This is a genomic window from Propionivibrio sp., assembly GCF_049316945.1.
Classification (GTDB): Bacteria; Pseudomonadota; Gammaproteobacteria; order Burkholderiales; family Rhodocyclaceae; genus Propionivibrio.
On record NZ_JBMOJE010000065.1, the window covers coordinates 1 to 20123 of the forward strand.

Genomic DNA, 20123 nt, shown 5'->3' on the forward strand with positions numbered 1-20123 from the left:
GTCAAGGGCGACGTGCACGACATCGGCAAGAACATCGTCGGCGTGGTGCTTGGCTGCAACGGCTACGATGTGGTCGACCTCGGCGTCATGGTGTCCTGCGACAAGATCCTGCACGCCGCCAGGGAACACGGCGCGCAGGCCATCGGCCTGTCGGGCCTGATCACCCCTTCGCTGGAGGAAATGAGCCACGTCGCGGCCGAAATGCAGCGCCTCGGTTTTGCCGAAGGCGACGCCATCCCGTTGCTGATCGGCGGCGCGACGACGAGTCGCGCCCACACCGCGATCAAGATCGCCCCGCATTACAACGGCCCGGTGGTCTACGTGCCGGATGCCTCGCGCGCCGTCGGCGTGGTGACCAAACTGTTGTCGATCGATAACGCCGCCGGCTTCAAGGCCGAAGTGGCTGCCGATTACGAAAAGCTGCGCGTTCAGCATGCCAACAAGAAGGGCGTTCCGCTCGTTTCGCTGGACGCAGCGCGCCGCAATCGTTTCGCCTGGAATTGCGACCCGGCCTACCAGCCCGTTGCGCCAAACAAGCCCGGCCTGCATGTGCTGCGCAATGTCGATCTGGCAACGCTGGCCGACTACATCGACTGGAGCCCTTTCTTCCAGACCTGGGATCTGGCCGGCAGCTACCCGAAGATTCTTGAGGATGCCGTGGTCGGCGAAGCGGCGCGCTCGGTTTTTGCCGACGCCAAGGCCATGCTGGAGCAAGTCATCGCAGAGCAGTGGATTACCGCCAACGCCGTGTTCGGCCTTTACCCGGCCAATGCCGTCGGCGACGATATCGAGCTTTACGCCGATGAGTCGCGCGGTAAAAAGCTGATGACCTGGCACAACCTGCGCCAGCAGCACGAACGCCCGTCCGGCAAGCCGCATTACTGCCTGACCGATTTCGTCGCGCCCAAGGCGTCAGAGGGCGGCGCCCCCGACTGGATCGGCGTCTTCGCCGTCAGTGCCGGTCTGGGCATCGAGATAAAACTTGCCGAGTTTGAAGCGGCGCACGACGACTACCGCGCGATCATGCTCAAGGCGCTCGCCGACCGCTTCGCCGAAGCCTGCGCCGAGTGGCTGCACGCCCAGGTACGCCGCGACTACTGGGGTTACGCGGTAGCCGAGATAGACACGCCGCTCGGCAGTGACGCGCTGATCCGCGAGGAATACTGCGGCATTCGTCCGGCCCCCGGCTATCCGGCCTGCCCGGATCATACGGCCAAGGGTTCGCTGTTTACGTTACTCGATGCACCGGCCAACGCCGGCATGGGCATCACCGAATCCTTTGCCATGACCCCGGCCGCCGCTGTTTCCGGCTTCTATCTGGCGCACCCGCAGGCGCAGTATTTTGCCATCAGCAAGATTGGCCGCGACCAGCTTGAGGATTGGGCGCAACGCGCCGGCTTCAGCGTTGCCGAAGCCCAGCGCTGGCTGGCGCCGTTGCTGCCCTGACCGTAATCAGCGCCCGCAATATTCAGGACCCAGCGATGCAACTCGATCTCTTCGCGCACAGTGCCGACGTTAGCCGGAGCAACGCCGTTATCGCCGCGCTCCGCGCCCGCGACGCGGTCGCCATGCGTGCAGCCATCGATCAAGTGCACGCCCATTTTCCGGGTGACGGCAACCTGAATAATTTCGAGCATCTTTACTTCGAGCTGCTGGCGCTGGAGAAACCGGGGTGCTCGGCAACGGCCATTGCCCGGCAGGTCGAACGTATCGAGACCCGCCTGCTGCCGCCCCTGCAAAAGCTGATCGGCAGCGACACTGCACAGCGCTGGATTGAACCGGTCTATGGCGAATTGGCACGGGCTGTTGCTGGGCAAGCATTCAACCGCAGCCTGGCTAACGGACACGCCGCCGGGCTTTTTCTGCGTGCGGGCGAACTCGCATTAGCGCGTGCCGCCGTGGCGGAAATTCCGTCCTGGCGACGCATCCCCGAACCGCTCTCCTGGATGGCCGAAATCGCCTTGCGCGAAGGCGTTCCCGACGACTACTGGCCGCTGGTCGCCGAGTTGGCGTGGATCGCCCCAGCGTTGCTTGCCGCCGTAATTCCCCGCGCCGCCCCCGCCACTGTTCTTCGCCTCTGCCGTGAATTCAGCACTGATGCCGAACTTGATGACGATGAAAACGACGAAAGCACCTGGTTTCCCGCCTGGCTGCTGGTCGAGCACCCGGAACTGTTACCCTGTCTGCGCACTGTCCAGCCAAATGACTCGATCCCGGCGCGCAGCGCGGCCTTGCTCATTGATCTGCTGATCGGCGAACGCAAGGGATCGACGCAAACGCTGGTCGACAAACGCAAGCAATTGCGCGACATCGCTCCTTCAATATTCGCGCTCTACCTGGCGCGTCGCTGACTTCATGATTTCAGTGCTCTCCAGCAACGCATTTTTTGTCGTGTTTGCCACAAACGTAAGGAGTTGTAATGAATGATCGAATGACTATTGACGGAGATGAGATGATGCTCTTGGATCGCTATGAAGCAGAATTCAAAGAAACACCGCCAGTTGCTTTTCTTGATCCTGCTCTGTCAAAAAAGTTGTTAAAAGAAGCTTTGCGATCAAAGACGCCTTTTGGTGAGAAGGAATTAGACTTATTGTAATAGGAGCCCACGGTTTTCTGTACCAGAAGGAGCGAACGATTTATGAGCAAGCAAACTAGGACGGTTCCAGAATTCGCCACTGAGGCGGATGAACGTGCGTTTTGGGAGAAGAACGACTCCACTGAGTATCAGGACTGGACGAAGGCTAATCGAGCCGTGCTACCCAACCTGAAACCGACGACGAAAACGATTTCGTTGCGCCTGCCTCAGCACCTGCTGGATTCAATCAAGACGGCTGCAAACGCAAGGGACGTGCCTTATCAATCGCTGATCAAGGTATGGCTTCAGGATAAGCTGCATAGCCACTGAATTTGAAGGCGCATGTTCACGACTTTGGCTAGACTGCTCTCGGGGATAGACCACGGTTTTCTGTTTCTCTTACTCTGAAAATGGAAACCTTGGTCCCCTGTTTCTTCTGCGCTGAAAATGCCTCTGCGGCAAGCAAACGGCTCAGGGTAAATTTGTTCTATCGATACACCGTCATTCCGGCGAAAGCCGGAATCCAGATTCGTCCATCTGATCAAGATGTTCAAAGACCTGTTTGATAAACGAACTGGCTCTGCACACCCCAAGGGTATTTCCTGCGGGGCACATTTCCTTTGGTCAGATTCCGGGTCAAGCCCGGAATGACGGTAAATCAATGGGTTAGCGGTAGAACAAATTTACCCTGGCAAACGGCTTGACGCGCCTTGACAATATGCTGCGAGATTGCATTGATCGTTTTGACTGACCATGCCTGACATTATTATTGCCAGCAACACCGACCTCGCGCCACTCAACACGCTGGCGCTTTCGGCCCGTGCGGCGCACCTGGCCAGCATCACCTCCGCGGGGCAGTTACCGGTATTGGCGGCTGATCCGTGCTGGAGCGGAATGCCGCGCTTCGTCCTCGGCGGTGGCAGCAACCTCGTTCTGACTGGCCACTTCGACGGCCTCATGTTACGCATGGCGATCACTGGCCGCCAACTGGCTAGTGAGGATGCCGATGCCTGGTACGTTCGTGCCGGCGCTGGCGAAAACTGGCATGACTTTGTCGGCTGGACGCTGGCGCAAGGCTGGCCGGGGCTGGAGAACCTGTCGCTGATTCCCGGCACGGTCGGCGCCGCGCCGATCCAGAACATCGGTGCCTACGGACTGGAAGTGGCCGAACGCTTCCATTCGCTGTCTGCCTGCGACATGCTTAGCGGTCAGACCGTACGCTTTGACCGCGACGCCTGCCGCTTCGGCTATCGCGACAGCGTGTTCAAGCAGGAAGGCTGGCATCTTGACGGGCGCTTGGTGATTACCGATGTCACTTTCCGCCTGTCCAAGAACTGGCAACCTTTGACGCGCTATGCGGATGTGGCGGCTGAAATCAATAAACTCGACGCAAACAACATCAAGCAGGCGAATGCCCGACAGATCGCCGACGCGATCATTGCCATCCGTCAGCGCAAACTGCCCGATCCGGCGCTCATCCCCAATGCCGGCAGTTTCTTCCATAACCCGGTGGTTGATGCCTCGACCGCAGACCAGTTGCTGGTGGTTCACCCCGGTCTGCCGCGCTACCCGCAGCTCGATGGCCGCTGCAAACTCGCCGCCGGCTGGCTGATCGAGCAGGCCGGATGGAAGGGCAAGAACCTTGGCCCGGTCGGCATGTTCGAGAAACAGGCCTTGGTGCTGGTCAATCACGGTGGCGCAACGGGCACTGATGTGCTGGGGCTCATGCAGGCGATTCAGCGCGACGTTAAAGAGAAATTCGGCATCGAACTGACGCCTGAACCAATCTTCCTTTGAGCGAAGCCAGGCTCCCCCGACGTGGCGGCGAGGCGCGTCCAATGGCGTTGTACAAGACATATTCGCTGATCGCCAATAAATACGCCATTCTTCAGGCACATGCCTTGCAAGTCGCCTATCCATGCGCCCCGCAGGAAGTACCCTTGGGGTGCGCCCCGCAGGAAGTACCCTTGGGGTGCGCCCCGCAGGCAGTCAGTTACGCCCTTCCTGCAACTACTTGGCGACTATTCGACCCGCTCGAACCTGACCTGCCCGTACATCTCCGGGTGCTTGGTTGCGATCCAGTGTCCGGCTTCCGATTCGGCGCGTCCAGCGCGGAGGTTCGCGACACAAACTGGCGGCAGTCGGCTCAAGATTCAGCCTGAAAAGCGGTCCCTTGCCTTGATGCTGAACGATGTATTCGCGATCCCTGGCAACTTCTTCAACAATTTGCCAGCCGGAGCAGCCAGCGATGATGGCCCCGCTGGCCTGCTCTTCTCCATCGCGAACGATTTCAGCCGCGACGGCATGGGTCTCTTCCCGACTCTCGACCAGATCATGCCAGGGCAAGCCCTGCCTTGTCGGTGGCGGAAAGGGAAGCGGCCGCTTGCCTTCGCGGATTCTGGCAAACAGGGCTGACTTGAGAACGTCTTCCAGCTCGATCAATGGAAAAGCCGAGCGCGGTTGCGCGGGAAAACTGCCGGCGCCCATGTAGCCGACGTTCCAGAGCGTCCGCAGCCACTCTGCGGCATCGAGCGCCACTTGCGCGAGTTACGCTTCCAGTTCATTGCCGTGATTTCCACTCGCACCGCCATCAGTTTGGCCGACAAGCAATTCGGCTTCGTGCATTCGCGCGCGCAGGCATTCCTGGAACAGGCTTTCCACCCATTTGGCGTCAGCCGGGGGAAGTTGTTCAATGCGCTCGGAAAAGTTCATCAACTCGTCGGCGTCGAGCGGAGTTTCATCATTCATCATGGGGTATCAGGGCCAAGGTTGTCTGAGCAAGTCTGACGTTTGGCGCCTGCTTCGGATAGCGGCATTTCCGGATGCCGAATATGGAAATCCGCTAAAATCCATATCCTTGTGTGAGTCAGGTTGAATATTCTGGAGTCGGGCGTGATCGGCAAAACCGTTTTGATAACCGGGGCGGCGAAACGGGTAGGTCTTTCGATCGTCCGCGAACTGCATGCGGCGGGCGCCAACATCATGGTGCACTATCGCACGGCGACCGAGGCGGCCGAGGCGCTGGTGGCCGAATTGAATGCGGGACGGCCGGGGTCTGCCGTTTGCCAGCAAGCCGACCTGCTCGATATCGAAGCGTTGTCGATGCTGGTGGAAAACACGATTGCGCAATTTGGCCGTCTGGATGCGCTGGTCAACAACGCCTCGACTTTTTATGCCACACGACTCGGTAAAATCGATCTGGCGGCCTGGGATGACCTGATCGGCACCAACCTCAAGGCACCCCTGTTTCTGACCCAGGCGGCGGCGCCTCACCTGAAGTCGGCACATGGCGCGGTGGTGAATATCACCGACATCCATGCCGAACGGCCGTTGGCGGGATACCCGCTGTACTGTGCCGCCAAGGCCGGGTTGCTGGGGCTGACGCGTGCCCTGGCGATAGAAATGGCGCCGGAAGTGCGGGTGAATGCGGTCGCGCCGGGGCCGATCCTGTGGCCTGACGACAGCGAGTTTGACGAAAACGCACGTGACAAAATCGTCGCCCATACGCTACTGAAACGCGCCGGCAGCCCGCAGGATATCGCCCGCGCTGTACGTTTCCTGCTCGATGATGCTTCCTACGTGACCGGGCAGGTCATCAACGTCGATGGGGGCCGTAGCGCCCATCTGTAGAAGCTCGAAGCGGATAGCGCAATGGAAACTGACCGACTTGCCCGTTCCCCTCACTTGCAGGGCGCATTCCGGCTTGGCAGCCGGAATCGCTCGATGAGCGCGGAGCATGCTGCGCGAATTCCCGACCTCGCCCCCCACCCCTCTGATGAAACTAATAGCCAACCGACCAAGCTGCCAAAAGACGGCAGCCAAGTCGCTGGTTATCCCGGAAGGCGAGGGGAGATTCGAGTGTCGCCGGCGCTACTTTCACGTCAATCTTGACAAGGCGGATCAGCGGCGCATTGCCGATCGCACCGACGAAGCCTTCCCGGATATCAATACGCTCGACCCCAACGCCATCGGGCGCATCAACTTTCAAGCAAGACTTCACAGGAGGTGATTCAAACCTCCGTTAATCCCCAGGCTTTACAAATAAATCCCGTTTTTGAGAGGGGGATTTGCCACGCCTGACTTAGTCAATGGCTCGCCTGCCTTAACCCATGATCGAATCTGAATATCTGTCAGCTTTCCCATGTCTTCAGCTGTGTAGATAGTAAATGGCCACACATTGTTGTCGCAATGGAGTGGAACGTATTGCAACAACGAGAAACACTATGAGCCAACAGAATAAATGTCCTTAGGGTCTTTCAATACCGGATCGGCAGGAATCCAGCGCTCCTCCTGCAGTTCCAGAAAAAAACAGCTTTCACGGCCAGTGTGGCAGGCGATTCCGCCCACCTGATCGACAGACAGCAACAACACATCACCGTCACAGTCGGCACGAATGGCAATTACTTTCTGGTAATGCCCGGATTCCTCGCCTTTGCACCAAAGCCGCTGCCGTGACCTCGACCAGTAGACTGCCTTACCCCCGGCAATCGTTTCCTGTAGCGATTCGCGGTTCATCCAGGCAAACATCAGCACCCGGCCATTCGTTGCATCCTGCGCGATGGCGGGGATCATCCCGTTCTCGTCCCACTTGAGGGCGTCGAGCCAGTCCAGACTGGTGTCCAGATCACTCATAAACGTACCTCTATTCCACGATTGTGCATGAACTCCTTCGCCTGGCGCACGGTGTATTCGCCAAAGTGGAAGATGCTCGCCGCCAGTACGGCGTCGGCACGGCCTTCTGTCACCCCATCGGCCAGATGCTGAAGATTGCCTACCCCCCCGCTGGCGATCACCGGGATATCGACCGCATCGGAAATGGCGCGGGTCAGTGGCAAGTCAAAACCATTCTTCGTTCCATCGCGATCCATGCTGGTCAGCAGGATTTCTCCGGCACCGAGTTGTTGCACACGGCAAGCCCATTCGGCGGCATCCAGCCCGGTACGCTTGCGGCCGCCGTGCGTGAAAACTTCCCACTTGCCCGGCGCCACCTGCTTGGCGTCGATGGCGACGACAATGCACTGGTTGCCAACCTTGGCCGACGCCTCGGCGACGAGATCCGGGTTGTCGACCGCCGCCGTATTCATGCTGACCTTGTCGGCACCGGCGTTCAGCAGGCGACGCACATCGGCCACCGAGCGCACACCCCCGCCCACGGTCAGCGGGATGAAAACCTGTGCCGCGCAGGCCTCGACAATGTGCAGAATGATGTCACGCTGATCGGAGGAGGCGGTGATGTCGAGAAAGGTCACCTCGTCGGCACCTTGCGCGTCGTAGCGACGGGCAATCTCTACGGGATCGCCGGCATCGCGCAGATCAATGAAATTGGTGCCCTTGACCACCCGGCCGGCGGTTACGTCAAGACAGGGAATGATTCGTTTTGCCAGACCCACGGTATTCCCTTGCAATCGTTCAATAGGTGATGAATCAGCGCTGGGTAGCGCGTTCTGCTTCCGCCTGGGCGGCAGCAAAGTCGAGCGATCCATCGTAGATGGCGCGACCGGCAATGGTGGCGAAAATGCCTTCATGCTCAACAGCGCAGAGACTCCTGATGTCGTCCATGCTCGACAGGCCGCCACTGGCAATCACCGGGATGATCAGGGCCTGCGCCAGCTTTACCGTGGCTTCGATGTTGATGCCGGAGAGCATGCCGTCGCGGCCGATGTCGGTATAGATGATGCCTTCGACGCCGTAGTCCTGGCATTTCTTCGCCAGATCGATCACGTCGTGCCCGGTCAGCTTTGACCAGCCATCAACGGCCACCTTGCCGTCCCTGGCGTCGAGCCCGACGATGATCTGCCCCGGGAAAGCGCTGCAGGCGTCATGCAGAAAGCCGGGGTTCTTGACTGCGGCGGTGCCGATGATGACGTAGTTGACGCCATCGTCCAGACACCGTTCGATGGTGTCGAGGTCACGAATACCGCCACCGAGCTGGATCGGAATTTCTCCACCGAGGGCATCGACGATCTCCTTGATGGCGCTTTCGTTCTTCGGCTTGCCGGCAAAAGCGCCGTTGAGATCGACGATATGCAAGCGCCTTGCCCCTTGCGCCAGCCAGTGCGCCGCCTGCTCGCCAGGGGATGTGGAAAAAACGGTGGCGTCGTCCATGAGCCCCTGTTTAAGACGGACACAATGGCCGTCCTTCAAGTCAATCGCGGGAATGATGAGCATTTTTGGGAACTAAAAGTAGTTGAAGAAAAATGACGGGAAAGGTTCGAAAAGAGCAATGCCTGTTCAGCGGATATGAAAAAACGCCCGAACATCTACCGCAGAGGCGCAAAGGCGCAGAGTTTTCGCAGAGAAAACCTTTAAAAACGATGGGGTTCCTCTGCGCTTTCTCTGCGGCTCTGCGCCTCTGCGGTGGATTCTTGATATTTTCACAGGTTCTCAGGGCTTCCAGGAAATGAAATTGGTCAGCAAAGCCAGCCCTGCATGGGCACTTTTTTCCGGGTGGCATTGGATAGCAAAGATATTATCCCGCGCCACTGCGCTGGTAAAGGGGATGCCGTAGTCCGTCATGCCGACGATGCAACTATGATCAATCGGATCAACGCAATAACTATGCACAAAATAAAAGCGGGCGCCATCGTCAATGCCATTCCAGAGCGGGTGTGACCGGGTATGGGCGACTTCGTTCCACCCCATGTGCGGCACCTTCAGTTTGTCGCCGTGCGGCCCTAGCATTTTGTCCGCCGGGAAACGGCGAACGCAGCCGGCGAACACGCCCAGGCCGGGAACATCGCCCTCTTCGCTGTGCTCGAAAAGCATTTGCAGGCCGATGCAGATTCCCAGAAAGGGTTTGCTTTTCGCCGCTTCGAGAACAGCCGACCGCAAACCGCGCGCCTCAAGTTCGCGCATGCAATCGGGCATCGCGCCCTGACCGGGAAAAACCACGCGCCCGGCTGCGGCCACCACCGCCGGATCGGCGGTAACAACCACTTCGCGGCCAACGGCCACATGCACCAGCGCCTGCCAGACCGAGCGCAGATTGCCCATGCCGTAGTCAACCACGGCAATCGTTTCTGCGGCTGAACCCATCAGAGCGAACCCTTGGTTGAAGGGATGCTGCCGGCCGCACGCGGATCGGCTTCAACCGCCATGCGCAGGGCACGACCAAAGGCCTTGAATACCGTTTCGGCCTGATGGTGGGCATTTTCGCCGCGCAGGTTATCGACATGCACGGTCATCAGGGCGTGATTGACCAGTCCCTGGAAAAATTCACGGGTCAGATCAACGTCAAAAGCGCCGATCATCGCGCGCTTGAATTCGACGTTGAAAACCAGGCCGGGGCGACCGGAGAGATCGACAACCACACGCGAGAGCGCTTCATCGAGCGGCACATAAGCGTGTCCATAGCGACGCAGCCCCTGCTTGTCGCCAAGCGCCTTGGCCAGCGCCTGTCCGATGGTGATGCCGATATCCTCGACGGTGTGGTGCGCGTCAATGTGCAGATCGCCTTGCGCCTCGACCTCAAGATCGATCAGACCGTGACGGGCTACCTGATCAAGCATGTGATCAAGGAATGGAACGTCAGTGGCAAACTTGCCCTGACCGCTGCCGTCGAGATTCAGCCGAACCGTGATCCGGGTTTCAAGGGTGTTTCTGGTAACTTCGGCTTGCCGCATGGAGACCCCGTCGCAAAATGCAATAATCGTACTCAAAAACCGCTGGATCGAACCACCGAAGCCCTCTCCAGCCCGATCAAACAAAGAGTTTCGCATGATACCATTTACCGCTTCTGCTGCATTCGACCTTGCGAGCCGTTCATGAGCCAATACTGGAGTTCCCTCGTTCACCGCCTGACCCCCTATGTACCGGGTGAGCAGCCCAAGCTGCCCAACCTGGTCAAGCTGAACACCAATGAAAATCCGTACCCGCCGTCGCCCCATGCCGTCGCGGCGATGCAGGAGGAACTGGGAGCCGCTGGTGCGACCTTGCGCCTCTATCCCGACCCCAACGCCGACCGCCTGAAGGACGCCATCGTCGCCCACTTTGTCGAGTTTTCGATAACGCCGACACAGGTTTTCGTTGGCAACGGTTCGGACGAAGTGCTGGCGCACGCCTTCATGGCGCTGCTCAAGCACGAAACGCCGATCCTGCTGCCGGATATCAGCTACAGTTTCTATCCGGTGTATTGCGGCCTCTATGGCGTGGAGCACGTCGCCATCCCGCTTGGGGAAAACTTTGAAGTGCGTGTGGACGACTACGCTCGGAAAAACGGCGGCATCGTCGTCGCCAACCCCAACGCGCCGACCGGCCTGCTGCTGCCGCTGGCTGAAATCGAGCGTCTGCTGGCCGCCAACCGGCAATCCGTTGTCGTCATCGACGAAGCCTACATCGACTTTGGCGGCCAGGTCATACCCACGGCCATCGCCCTGGTCAATCGCTATCCCAATCTGCTGGTCATCCGCACGCTCTCCAAATCGCATTCGCTGGCCGGGCTGCGCGTCGGCTATGCCGTCGGCAACAGCCTGCTGATCGAGGCGCTGGAACGGGTCAAGAACAGCTTCAACTCCTATCCGCTCGACCGCCTGGCCATTGCCGGCGCTGCCGCCGCGATGGCCGACAAGGAACATCTGGAAAAGACGCGGCTGGCCGTCATGAACAGTCGTGCCGAGTTGACCGCCAACCTTGAAGGCCTCGGCTTCGAGGTACTGCCTTCGGCCGCCAACTTCATCTTCACCCGCCATGCGCAGCACGATGCAGCGCAACTGGCGGCAGAACTACGCCAGCGCCAGATCATCGTTCGCCACTTCAAGCTGCCGCGAATCGACCAGCATCTGCGCATCACCATCGGCACCGACGCGCAGTGTCAGGTGCTGGTCGGTGCGCTACGGGAAATCCTCGGCCAGTAACCTCCCCGGAAACCAACGCCGCGCGTTCTATAGCGTCCTTAAAGCCTGGGCGCACTAACCGGTTGTATAATCCGCCATTAGTGCATACACTGATAGACAAATGGCAGAAATGAGGTGAGTCAATGAGCATCGCAATTGTTTCCATTGAAAACCGTGCAGCGTTTTCTGCGGCGACCGTGCTCGGTGGTGAACTTGTACTGCACGCACAACCGCGTTCTGCTCTGGATTGGATTTCCCTGGTACGCCAAGGCATTGCGGCGGGCGCGGTTGACGCTGCAGTGCGCCTGGTCGGGATTGGGCAAAGCGAATTGGCCAGAGCTCTGGACATCCCGGAACGTACCTTGGCACGGCGCAAAAAAGAAGGGGTACTCAACCGCGACGAGTCGGGCAAGCTGGTACGCCTGGCCAGGATCATCGAGCGTGCGGCCGAGGTATTTGAAGATGGACACGCCGCGCTCGACTGGCTCAAAGCCCCGAATGCCGCTCTTGGCGGCGTGAGCCCGATCTCGCTCCTCGATACGGAATTGGGAGCCGACGCCGTAATGAACACACTCGGACGCATTGAGCACGGCGTGTTCGCCTGATGCTGGCCGCCAGCCGCCAGGTGTGGCGGATCACCACGCCACGTTTTGTCGCTTCGGCCTTCTCTGGTGACGGCGCACGGTTGTACGGAGGGCGCTGGAATCGTCCGGGGCAATCGATGGTATATACCGCCGAAAGCAGATCGCTGGCGCTGCTCGAAATGCTGGTGCAGGACGACCCGTTACGAGCCCGCTACGTTCTGATTCCGACACACCTGACCGACTCCGTCAGTATTGAAACCATTGAAGCCAGCGCGTTACCACAAGACTGGCGCACCCTGGGTGCTCGGGAGAGCTTGCAGGCACTAGGCGCACAGTGGCTTCTCGAAGCGCGCAGTTGTGTATTGGCCGTACCCAGTGCGGTCTTGCCGGCAGAGCAGAATTTCCTGATCAACCCGCTGCATCACGACTTCCGGCACATCAAACCGGGCACGCCGGAAATACTGGACACCGACCTGCGCCTGCTGCGCAATCTGGTCGGCGAATCATGAACGGCTGCGAGCCAATAAATACGGGCATCTTCGAGGTATAGGCCGTGTAAGCAAACATTTATAGGGAACTCGCGGCATACTGCCTGTAGATCGCCTATTGAAGCGGGTCGCAGGGCAGCCAATCGGAAACAGTGGCCTATAACCAGTTACTTCATGGCAATTCCCTCAAAACATTCGTTATTGGAGCATTCATGCTGAACATCGGCTGCCACCTTTCCACATCCAAAGGCTTCATGGGCATGGGTCGGGACGCGCTTTCCATTGGCGCCAACACCTTCCAGTTCTTTACGCGCAACCCGCGTGGCGGCACCGCCAAGGCGATTGACCCGTCCGACCTCGACGCCTTTCTAGAACTGGCTGCAGAACACCACTTTGCCACGTTGCTGGCGCACGCGTCGTACACGCTCAACCCGTGCTCGGCCGACGAGAAAACCCGAAGTTTTGCCATGGCCACCATGCAGGACGATCTGGCGCGCATGGAGCGACTACCGGGCAACCTCTACAACTTTCATCCCGGCAGCCACGTCGGGCAGGGTGAAGAAGCGGGTATCGGGATGATCGTCGCGCAGCTCAACACCTTGCTGATGCCGCAACAGACGACCACTGTGCTGCTCGAAACCATGGCCGGCAAAGGCAGCGAAATCGGCCGCACCTTCCACGAACTACAGCAGATTCTGGACGCGGTCGAGCTCAAGGAAAAAATGGGCGTCTGCCTAGACACCTGCCACATCCACGACGCCGGCTACGACATCGTCGGCAATCTGGATGGTGTGCTGGCGGAGTTCGACACGGTCATCGGCCTCGACAAACTGCGCGCCATCCACCTTAACGACAGCCTGAACCCCATCGGCAGCCACAAGGACCGTCACGCCCGGATCGGCCACGGCCATATCGGCCTGGAAGCCATCACCCGGATCATCAACCATCCGGCCTTGCGCCACCTGCCGTTCCTGCTCGAAACGCCCAACGAACTGCCGGGCTACGCTGAGGAAATCGCGCTGCTACGTGGCGTTTATCGGGAACAAAGAATAAATGGCAAGAAAAAGTAAATAGGAGGCAGACCACGGTTTCATTCTCGCAAACCGTGTAGCCCCTGTTGTTCTTCTCAGCGAATGATCTGTACCGATTTGACGTCGATATAGCGCTGACGATGATTCCAGCGCCTATCCACCTTACCTTTGATGCGCAACGGTGTGGTTTGATCGAATTTTTCAGCGGGCAGAGAATCGTCGTCAATCTCCAACTGAATCGAACCCGTCGCATCTGCAAATTCATAGCGCTCGCTCGCCAACTGACGCGTGATCTTGCCTTCCAGCAACACCGGCGTATATTCTGCCGCCTTATTCGCGGCGGCAACAGTCGTCACCACAGCGCGGTTGCCCGCGCTGCTGGAGGAAGCACGAGGTCCGGTGAATTCGGCATGCGCGAAAAAGGGCACGGCCAGCAAGAGGGCAACAAGCAATCTGGTTTTCATCTGATTCTCCTGTAAAAAAGTCACAACGAAAATATAGTGGAATCAAGTCTGAAGTGCAAAAGCAAAGAGAAATAGAGGGGACCACGGTTTTTAGATCCGAAGAAACAGAAAACCAGGAAAACCGTGGTCTACCCCGGGATTCTTCATATCCGCGTGCGCAAAGAAAAGAATTTGCGCACCCTGCCGGGCTGCCAACGATGCCGCGAAGATGCCCGTCTTTATTGGCTCGCAGCCCGGCCTGCTGTGCAGAACGTCAGGCCGACGGCAAGGCCAGCACTACGCGCAAACCTCCCAGCGGCGAGTCGGCCAGTTCGACCCGCCCGCCATAGAGGCGCGCCAGGTCTTCGACAATCGCCAGCCCGAGACCGGAGCCGGGAACCTGTTCGTCGGCCCGCTCACCACGGCTCAGTACTCGCTCCCGCTCGCCTTCGGCGATGCCGCGCCCGTCGTCATCAAGCGTAATCCGGAGTTCGTCACTCACCACAGCCAGCGTTACCTCGATACGCTGCGCGGCCCATTTGCAGGCGTTGTCGAGCAGATTGCCGAGCATCTCCTGCAAGTCCTGCTCTTCACCGCGAAAGACCGCCGGCTGGCTGACCGGTTGAACAACAATTTCGAGATTACGTTCGACATGAATTCGCCGCATCACCCGTACCAGCCCGTCGAGCACCGGCAAAACCACGGTGCGCGCACCGGGAACACGTACCGAGGCTGCCGCCCTCGACCGGCTCAGGTGGTAGTCGATCTGTTTTCTCGCCACTTCAACCTGGCCGGACACCATCCGAGCCAGCTCACTATCCTTTCCGTTCGCCGCGTTGGCGATCACGCTGAGCGGCGTCTTCAAGGCATGCGCCAGGTTTCCCGCCTGCGTTCGCGCCCGTTCGACCACTTCGGCGTTCTGCGCCAGGACGCTATTGAACTCCTCGACCAGCGGCTGGACTTCGCCTGGAAAATGGCCTTCAAGCTTTTGTGTATCTCCGCTACGCACGGCGGCCAGCGCGCCAAACAAACGCCTGAGCGGGGCCAGTCCGACCAGCACCTGAATGACGGCCACCGCGCCCAGCCCCAACCCGAGCAGGCCCAACGCCAGCCAGAGCATGCCGCTGAACTTTTTGACCGGCTCAAGCATTTGCCGCTCATCGGCGGCGACCACCAGCCGGAATGCGTTGCCGGCCTGACCGGCCGCCACCTCGGGCATGACGGCGCGCTCGACGGCGCCTAATCGCGCGCCACCTGGGCCGGCAATACGATGCTGATGCACTTCGCCATTGAGCGGCGCATCGACAGGCACCTTGAGCACGTCATCCCAGAGGGAGCGTGAGCGCAACAGTCCAAGCGCCGTACCCTGCGGCCGCTCAAGCCCATCGATCTGCCAGTAAATGCCCGAGTAGGGCCGGCTGAAACGCGGCTCGCTCTGCGCAACGGAGAGCGCTGGCTGCCCGGACTGATCGACCACCAGATGCGCCGCCAGCTGATCGAGATGCGTATTGAGTTCGGCATGAAACTGCATGGCGACGTGCTGGCTGAACAGGACACCAAGCGCCCATCCGGCGACGGCAATCGAGGCCGCGATCCAGACCAGCGTCCCGAGCAGCAGACGCAGGCGTAGCGAGCCGCGCAGCGCCACCGATGAGCGTCCCTGGCCTGCAGACATCACGAGCCGACGAGGCGGTAGCCAAGACCGCGCACCGTTTCGATCACGCCCTCGGGCAGCTTCTTGCGCAAGCGGGCGATGAAGACTTCAACGGTGTTGGAATCGCGATCAAAGTCCTGGGCGTAGATGTGCTCGATCAGATCGCTACGCGAGACGAGTTGCCCCGGATGGTGCATCAGATAATCGAGCACGCGGTATTCGTGGCTGGTCAGCGTCAGCGCCTGCCCGCCTACCGTGACGCGGCTGTGCAAGGTATCGAGCACTATCTCGCCGCACACCAGTTCGGCGCTGGCATGGCCACCGGCCCGGCGGATCAGCGCGCGCAGGCGCGCCAGCAATTCCTCCATGTGAAAGGGCTTGGCCAGGTAATCGTCGGCTCCGGCATCGATCCCGGCGACCTTCTCGTGCCAGTTGTCGCGTGCGGTCAGGATCAGCACCGGCATGCTTCGTCCGGCAGCCCGCCATTTCTTCAGAACGGTGAGTCCGTCCATCTGCGGCAGCCCGAGGTCGAGAATCACCGCATCAAAGGGCTGGTTCTCGTCGCCGCCCTGAAAGTGAGCGTCGACACCGTTGGCCGCCACATCGACGGCGTACCCGGCGGCCCCCAGCGCCTCGGCCAGTTGCGCCGCGATTGTCGGTTCATCCTCAACGACCAGAATTCGCATGCGTGTTTACCTCCAAATCAATGCTCAGTTTTTGCACCATGATTCAGGCGCGGAATAACCGCCCCGTCACGGGCGTCCACTTTGAGCTTCACTAGCGAACCGCCTGGACGCAACAGTTTGATCTCGTACACCCAGCGCCCTTTATCGCGCTCCAGTTCGACTTCCATGACCTGGCCCGGCGTATCGCGACCAACCTTTTCCAGCACCGTTTTTAGCGGCAGTATCTCGCCAGCTTCAAGCGCCTGGCGCGCGCGATCATGATCGCCGACTTCGGCGGCGTGGCCGGAATGAAACGCGGCAAAGAATACGATCAGGCCAAGCGCCAGCCAGCCAGGCATTTTTCGTCTCGTTCTCATCGCGTCGCCTCGCAAGCATTCATCAAGAGGGCTACATGGCACTGATAAGAAGACCGAATTCATCAACTTTCTGCCAATCGGTAAATTCAACGACCGTCGCTGGATCGGTAGGCCCCTTGGTGATCAGCATGATCAGGCGGATCATCAAGCGATCGACAAAGCCGTATTTCGGATAATCGAGCTTGCCGGCAAAAACGGCCAGATTCCTGGGCTGCCAGGCGATCTGCCGGAGGAATTTGCGCATGTAGGGATTGGTTTCGGGTAGGTTCTTCTCCGGCTTTCGGGCCACGATATTGACCGAGAAAAAGGCGTTGGCCTTGCGCTCGAGAAGCGGCAAGTGACTATTGATGAAATCGAAAACACGCTGGTCATGTTTTCCATAGCGAATGCTGGCGCCGATAACGATCTTGTCGAAAACATCCAGATCGACCTCGCGGAAACTGGCGACGGGAAGCAGCGTTACCTGATTCGAGTTCGCGTCAATCACCTGCTTCAGACGCTTGCCTATCTTTTCCGTGTGCCCATCGGTTGACGAAAAGAGAATGAGGATATTGGCCATTTGGCTTCCCTGTGATTATTCCCCGAGTGTATCAATTTGCGCCCATCCGGTTGTCGCTTAGTTCCAAATTGCGCAAAGACCAGCCTGCTGCCGGCAACGCATCGCGCCGGCAGAAAACGTTCATTGACGTGCACTGTGCTGCGTCGAAGCTGAACGGACGGTTAACAACCGATTCAGCTTCCGTTCAGGTTCACTCCGGCAAAGTGCACTCAACCCGCAAATTGAAAGGAGATCCACATGAAAACCAAAACCACCACAACGCTGCTTCTGGCCACGCTTTTTCTGCCGCTCAGCAGTTTCGCCACCCCCCGTGATGACCTTCTGGAGCAATACGCGACAGCCGCCAAGTCGGCTTCCCCGGCATTTTCCGGTTTTTCCGCCGCCCGTGGCGAAAAGCTCCATGTCACCAAGTTTGCCGGCGGCAAGGCGGATACGCCGGCCTGCACCTCCTGCCACGCCGACAGCCCGCGCAGTGCCGGACGCACCCCGGCCGGCAAATCGATCGAAGCGGTCGCCGTATCGGTCACCCCGACGCGTTACACCGACCCGGCCAAGGTCGAAAAATGGTTCAAGCGCAATTGCAACGACGTACTGGGACGCGAATGCACACCGCTCGAAAAGGGTGACTGGCTCAGCTTCGTGATCAGCCAGTAAGCCTGAAAGGAAAAAATGACATGAAAGCCATCGCCCTGAAAATCCCCTTCCGCCCCATTGTCTTGGGACTCGTTGTCCTTTTCTTCTCGGGCATTTTGCTTGAGCGGGCGCAGGCCGGCGGCGGGTATTACTACCCACCGGTCGCCGATCCGGTGGTGCGCGAGGAATGCGGCGGTTGCCACCTGGCCTTTCCCGCGTCGATGTTGCCGAAAAGGTCATGGACGCGCATGATGGGCGACCTCAAGAACCATTTCGGCGACGACGCCAGCCTCGACGCCGCCACCACCGAGCGCATTGCCCGCTACCTCGACGCCAATGCCGCCGACAGTGGTGGCCAGCGCTATGGCGGCAAATTGATACGCGGCGTGTCTCTGGAAAAAGCCCCGCTGCGGATTACCGAATTGCCCAAGTGGGTACGCGAGCACCGCGAGATTACGAGCGCCGAATGGAAAGCCAAGGAAGTCGGCAGCAAGGCCAATTGCGTGGCCTGCCACACCGACGCCGAACGCGGCTATTACGACGAGTGATGATGAAATGAATGCAAATTCAAGCTATTCTCCCCAACGCTCGTCGCCAATGATTGCCACCCTGTTCGGCTCCAGCCTGCTGCTTTCGCTACTGGCCACCTCTCCGGCATTCGCCCAGTGCGCAAAAGTGGCTCCTGAAGGCAATCCGGCGCAGGAGAAAACGATTCCCCAGATTTACGACAGGCTGAGCGCCCTGGGCTACTGGAACATCGACAAGATTGAGTATCATCAGAAGCTTTTTGAAGTCCGGGCCAACGACAAGCACGGCGGCCGCATGCGGCTTTCTGTCGACGCGCTGACCGGCGAGATAACCGAAGCGCGACGCCAGGACAGGAAGAAGGAACGTGGCGCCGAACGAGCTGAATAGATACCTTAAAGAAGTCCAAAAAATAATTTCGCAAGTGAAAACGTCATGAAAACCATCTTATTTCCCCTTCTGGCGATCATCGCCGCCGCCTGGGGGCTTGATCTGGCCGCCACCACCTTCCCGCCGAACAGCCACATCCTGTGGATTGTTCGGCAAGAAGGGATGTATCTGACCGGCCTGCTGTCGATTGCCCTGATGTCGCTCTCGATGCTGCTCGCCACGCGTCCGGCCTGGCTGGAAAAACCGCTCGGCGGCCTTGACCGCATTTACCGCCTGCACAAGTGGTCGGGCATCCTGGCCATCAGCTTTGGCGCCAGTCACTGGCTGCTCCAGCTCTCCAGCGACATCCTCAAGCCGCTCATCGGAGTCGAAGGGCGTCTGCCGAAAATCAAATACGACGGCTTGCTCGAAGTGCTGCGCGAACTCGGCGACGACATGGGCGAACCGGCGCTGTACGCGACGCTGGCCATGCTTGCCGTCACCCTGTGGCGGCGTTTCCCCTACCACCTCTGGCGTCACCTGCATCGGGTCATGCCGGTACTCTATCTGATGCTGGCCCTGCACGCCGCCTTGCTGGCGCCGCTCACTTACTGGACGCAACCGGTAGGCGTGCTGATGGCCGTCTGCCTTGCCGTCGGTGTGGTTTCCAGCTTCATGTCACTGGCCGGGATGATCGGGCGTCGTCGTCAGGTGAATGGCTCGGTGATTACCGTCAACCGGGAGGCTGACGTCACCGAACTCACCTGCCGGCTTGACGAACAATGGCAAGCCCATCGCCCAGGGCAATTTGCCTTCATCACCTTTGACTGGATTGAAGGCGCACACCCCTTCACCATTGCCAGTGCCGACCGTGGCGACCGGACAATCACCTTCTTCATCAAGGGACTGGGCGATTTCACGAAAAATCTCGCGCAACACATTCAGAGCGGGCAGACGGTCAAGATCGAAGGCCCCTACGGCCGCTTCCAGCTGGCTCGCAACCAATCGGATAGCCGCCAGATCTGGGTGGCCGGCGGGATTGGCGTAACGCCCTTCCTGGCCTGGCTCGAATCCCTGCAATCACCGACGGAAGAAACGCAGGAAGCCGATTTGCACTACTGTACGCGCAACCACGAGATCGACCCTTTTGTCGGTCGTCTGCAAACGCTGTGCGCTGCGCTGCCAGGGATTCGCCTTTACATTCACAGCGCCAAGCATGGCGAGGTGTTGACGGCCGGTTCGCTCAAGCTTTCGGATTCTAAAAAGAACAAGGCCGATGTCTGGTTCTGCGGGCCGAGCGGCCTCGCCGACGCACTGAAAAAGGGCTTGAAGGATGAATGGAATGGTCGTCTGCGCTTCCATCAGGAAGCCTTTGAGATGCGCTAGTAG

27 protein-coding genes are annotated in these 20123 nt (G+C 59.3%); 15 read left to right on the forward strand and 12 right to left on the reverse strand.

Going from position 1 to position 20123, the window contains the following annotated elements; genetic code table 11:
• The 5 genes from ACOYNV_RS15075 to murB form a co-directional block, all read left to right on the forward strand.
• Nucleotides 1-1446 (forward strand): vitamin B12 dependent-methionine synthase activation domain-containing protein (locus tag ACOYNV_RS15075; RefSeq protein WP_422900613.1); only part of this gene is annotated, 1446 nt, incomplete at its 5' end.
• A 35-nt stretch (nt 1447-1481) separates the two neighbouring features.
• Complete coding sequence (locus ACOYNV_RS15080) at nt 1482-2351, forward strand: hypothetical protein (RefSeq protein ID WP_422900614.1); 870 nt, start codon at nt 1482-1484, stop codon at nt 2349-2351.
• Nucleotides 2352-2419: 68 nt separating this feature from the next.
• On the forward strand, nt 2420-2596 hold the full coding sequence (locus ACOYNV_RS15085; protein WP_422900615.1) for a hypothetical protein: 177 nt from the start codon (nt 2420-2422) through the stop codon (nt 2594-2596).
• Between the two features lie 42 nt (nt 2597-2638).
• Nucleotides 2639-2905, forward strand: a complete 267-nt coding sequence (locus ACOYNV_RS15090) for a BrnA antitoxin family protein (protein ID WP_422900616.1) — start codon at nt 2639-2641, stop codon at nt 2903-2905.
• 423 nt (nt 2906-3328) lie between these two features.
• A complete protein-coding gene (gene murB / locus ACOYNV_RS15095; protein WP_422900617.1) occupies nt 3329-4372 on the forward strand; it encodes a UDP-N-acetylmuramate dehydrogenase in 1044 nt (347 codons plus the stop codon).
• Nucleotides 4373-4585: 213 nt separating this feature from the next.
• Here the strand turns inward: murB and ACOYNV_RS15100 are convergent, their stop codons facing one another.
• Complete coding sequence (locus tag ACOYNV_RS15100; RefSeq protein WP_422900618.1) at nt 4586-5113, reverse strand: hypothetical protein; 528 nt, start codon at nt 5111-5113, stop codon at nt 4586-4588.
• Nucleotides 5114-5122: 9 nt separating this feature from the next.
• On the reverse strand, nt 5123-5326 hold the full coding sequence (locus ACOYNV_RS15105; RefSeq protein WP_422900619.1) for a hypothetical protein: 204 nt from the start codon (nt 5324-5326) through the stop codon (nt 5123-5125).
• A 141-nt stretch (nt 5327-5467) separates the two neighbouring features.
• On the opposite strand from ACOYNV_RS15105, the gene ACOYNV_RS15110 reads away from it, so the two are divergent.
• Nucleotides 5468-6205 (forward strand): pteridine reductase, encoded by a 738-nt coding sequence (locus tag ACOYNV_RS15110; RefSeq protein WP_422900620.1) that lies wholly within the window; start codon nt 5468-5470, stop codon nt 6203-6205.
• Between the two features lie 106 nt (nt 6206-6311).
• Nucleotides 6312-6584 carry a hypothetical protein gene (locus tag ACOYNV_RS15115; RefSeq protein ID WP_422900621.1) on the forward strand — a complete coding sequence of 91 codons (273 nt, stop codon included), beginning with the start codon at nt 6312-6314 and terminating at the stop codon, nt 6582-6584.
• A gap of 212 nt (nt 6585-6796) precedes the next feature.
• On the opposite strand, the gene hisI is transcribed toward ACOYNV_RS15115, so the two are convergent.
• From hisI to hisB, 5 genes are all read right to left on the reverse strand, one after another.
• Nucleotides 6797-7207: a phosphoribosyl-AMP cyclohydrolase gene (gene hisI / locus ACOYNV_RS15120; protein WP_422900622.1), complete on the reverse strand. Its 411-nt coding sequence runs from the start codon at nt 7205-7207 to the stop codon at nt 6797-6799.
• On the reverse strand, nt 7204-7965 hold the full coding sequence (gene hisF, locus ACOYNV_RS15125) for an imidazole glycerol phosphate synthase subunit HisF (protein WP_422900623.1): 762 nt from the start codon (nt 7963-7965) through the stop codon (nt 7204-7206). The genes hisI and hisF overlap by 4 nt, the downstream gene beginning before the upstream one ends.
• 34 nt (nt 7966-7999) lie before the next feature.
• Nucleotides 8000-8743 carry a 1-(5-phosphoribosyl)-5-[(5-phosphoribosylamino)methylideneamino]imidazole-4-carboxamide isomerase gene (hisA, locus tag ACOYNV_RS15130; RefSeq protein ID WP_422900624.1) on the reverse strand — a complete coding sequence of 248 codons (744 nt, stop codon included), beginning with the start codon at nt 8741-8743 and terminating at the stop codon, nt 8000-8002.
• Nucleotides 8744-8959: 216 nt separating this feature from the next.
• Nucleotides 8960-9610: an imidazole glycerol phosphate synthase subunit HisH gene (hisH, locus tag ACOYNV_RS15135; RefSeq protein WP_422900625.1), complete on the reverse strand. Its 651-nt coding sequence runs from the start codon at nt 9608-9610 to the stop codon at nt 8960-8962.
• Nucleotides 9610-10197, reverse strand: a complete 588-nt coding sequence (gene hisB, locus ACOYNV_RS15140) for an imidazoleglycerol-phosphate dehydratase HisB (protein ID WP_422900626.1) — start codon at nt 10195-10197, stop codon at nt 9610-9612. The genes hisH and hisB overlap by 1 nt, the downstream gene beginning before the upstream one ends.
• A 141-nt stretch (nt 10198-10338) precedes the next feature.
• Here hisB and hisC point away from each other — a divergent pair, with 141 nt between their 5' ends.
• From hisC to ACOYNV_RS15160, 4 genes are all read left to right on the forward strand, one after another.
• Nucleotides 10339-11427, forward strand: coding sequence for a histidinol-phosphate transaminase (gene hisC / locus ACOYNV_RS15145; RefSeq protein ID WP_422900627.1), 1089 nt, complete (start codon nt 10339-10341; stop codon nt 11425-11427).
• A 122-nt stretch (nt 11428-11549) separates the two neighbouring features.
• Entirely contained in the window at nt 11550-12011 is a 462-nt protein-coding gene (gene parS, locus ACOYNV_RS15150; RefSeq protein WP_422900628.1) for a type II toxin-antitoxin system Xre/ParS family antitoxin, read from the forward strand.
• Nucleotides 12011-12499: an RES family NAD+ phosphorylase gene (locus tag ACOYNV_RS15155; RefSeq protein WP_422900629.1), complete on the forward strand. Its 489-nt coding sequence runs from the start codon at nt 12011-12013 to the stop codon at nt 12497-12499. Before parS ends, ACOYNV_RS15155 begins: the two co-directional genes overlap by 1 nt.
• Before the next feature lie 191 nt (nt 12500-12690).
• The gene (locus ACOYNV_RS15160; RefSeq protein WP_422900630.1) at nt 12691-13548 is read left to right on the forward strand and encodes a deoxyribonuclease IV; all 858 of its coding nucleotides are present in this window, start codon (nt 12691-12693) and stop codon (nt 13546-13548) included.
• 56 nt (nt 13549-13604) lie between these two features.
• On the opposite strand, the gene ACOYNV_RS15165 is transcribed toward ACOYNV_RS15160, so the two are convergent.
• The 5 genes from ACOYNV_RS15165 to hemG form a co-directional block, all read right to left on the reverse strand.
• The gene (locus ACOYNV_RS15165) at nt 13605-13973 is read right to left on the reverse strand and encodes a NirD/YgiW/YdeI family stress tolerance protein (protein ID WP_422900631.1); all 369 of its coding nucleotides are present in this window, start codon (nt 13971-13973) and stop codon (nt 13605-13607) included.
• Between the two features lie 253 nt (nt 13974-14226).
• A complete protein-coding gene (locus ACOYNV_RS15170; RefSeq protein ID WP_422900632.1) occupies nt 14227-15627 on the reverse strand; it encodes a sensor histidine kinase in 1401 nt (466 codons plus the stop codon).
• On the reverse strand, nt 15627-16292 hold the full coding sequence (locus ACOYNV_RS15175; RefSeq protein ID WP_422900633.1) for a response regulator transcription factor: 666 nt from the start codon (nt 16290-16292) through the stop codon (nt 15627-15629). Before ACOYNV_RS15175 ends, ACOYNV_RS15170 begins: the two co-directional genes overlap by 1 nt.
• A 17-nt stretch (nt 16293-16309) precedes the next feature.
• On the reverse strand, nt 16310-16630 hold the full coding sequence (locus ACOYNV_RS15180) for a PepSY domain-containing protein (protein WP_422900634.1): 321 nt from the start codon (nt 16628-16630) through the stop codon (nt 16310-16312).
• 49 nt (nt 16631-16679) lie between these two features.
• Nucleotides 16680-17207 (reverse strand): menaquinone-dependent protoporphyrinogen IX dehydrogenase, encoded by a 528-nt coding sequence (gene hemG, locus ACOYNV_RS15185; RefSeq protein ID WP_422900635.1) that lies wholly within the window; start codon nt 17205-17207, stop codon nt 16680-16682.
• Nucleotides 17208-17444: 237 nt separating this feature from the next.
• Here hemG and ACOYNV_RS15190 point away from each other — a divergent pair, with 237 nt between their 5' ends.
• The 4 genes from ACOYNV_RS15190 to ACOYNV_RS15205 are packed head-to-tail and all read left to right on the forward strand — an operon-like array spanning nt 17445 to nt 20120.
• Complete coding sequence (locus ACOYNV_RS15190; protein WP_422900636.1) at nt 17445-17861, forward strand: DUF1924 domain-containing protein; 417 nt, start codon at nt 17445-17447, stop codon at nt 17859-17861.
• Nucleotides 17862-17881: 20 nt separating this feature from the next.
• Nucleotides 17882-18388, forward strand: a complete 507-nt coding sequence (locus ACOYNV_RS15195) for a diheme cytochrome c (protein WP_422900637.1) — start codon at nt 17882-17884, stop codon at nt 18386-18388.
• A 7-nt stretch (nt 18389-18395) separates the two neighbouring features.
• A complete protein-coding gene (locus ACOYNV_RS15200; protein WP_422900638.1) occupies nt 18396-18755 on the forward strand; it encodes a PepSY domain-containing protein in 360 nt (119 codons plus the stop codon).
• A gap of 45 nt (nt 18756-18800) precedes the next feature.
• Nucleotides 18801-20120 carry a ferredoxin reductase family protein gene (locus ACOYNV_RS15205; RefSeq protein ID WP_422900639.1) on the forward strand — a complete coding sequence of 440 codons (1320 nt, stop codon included), beginning with the start codon at nt 18801-18803 and terminating at the stop codon, nt 20118-20120.
• Nucleotides 20121-20123: the final 3 nt, after the last annotated feature.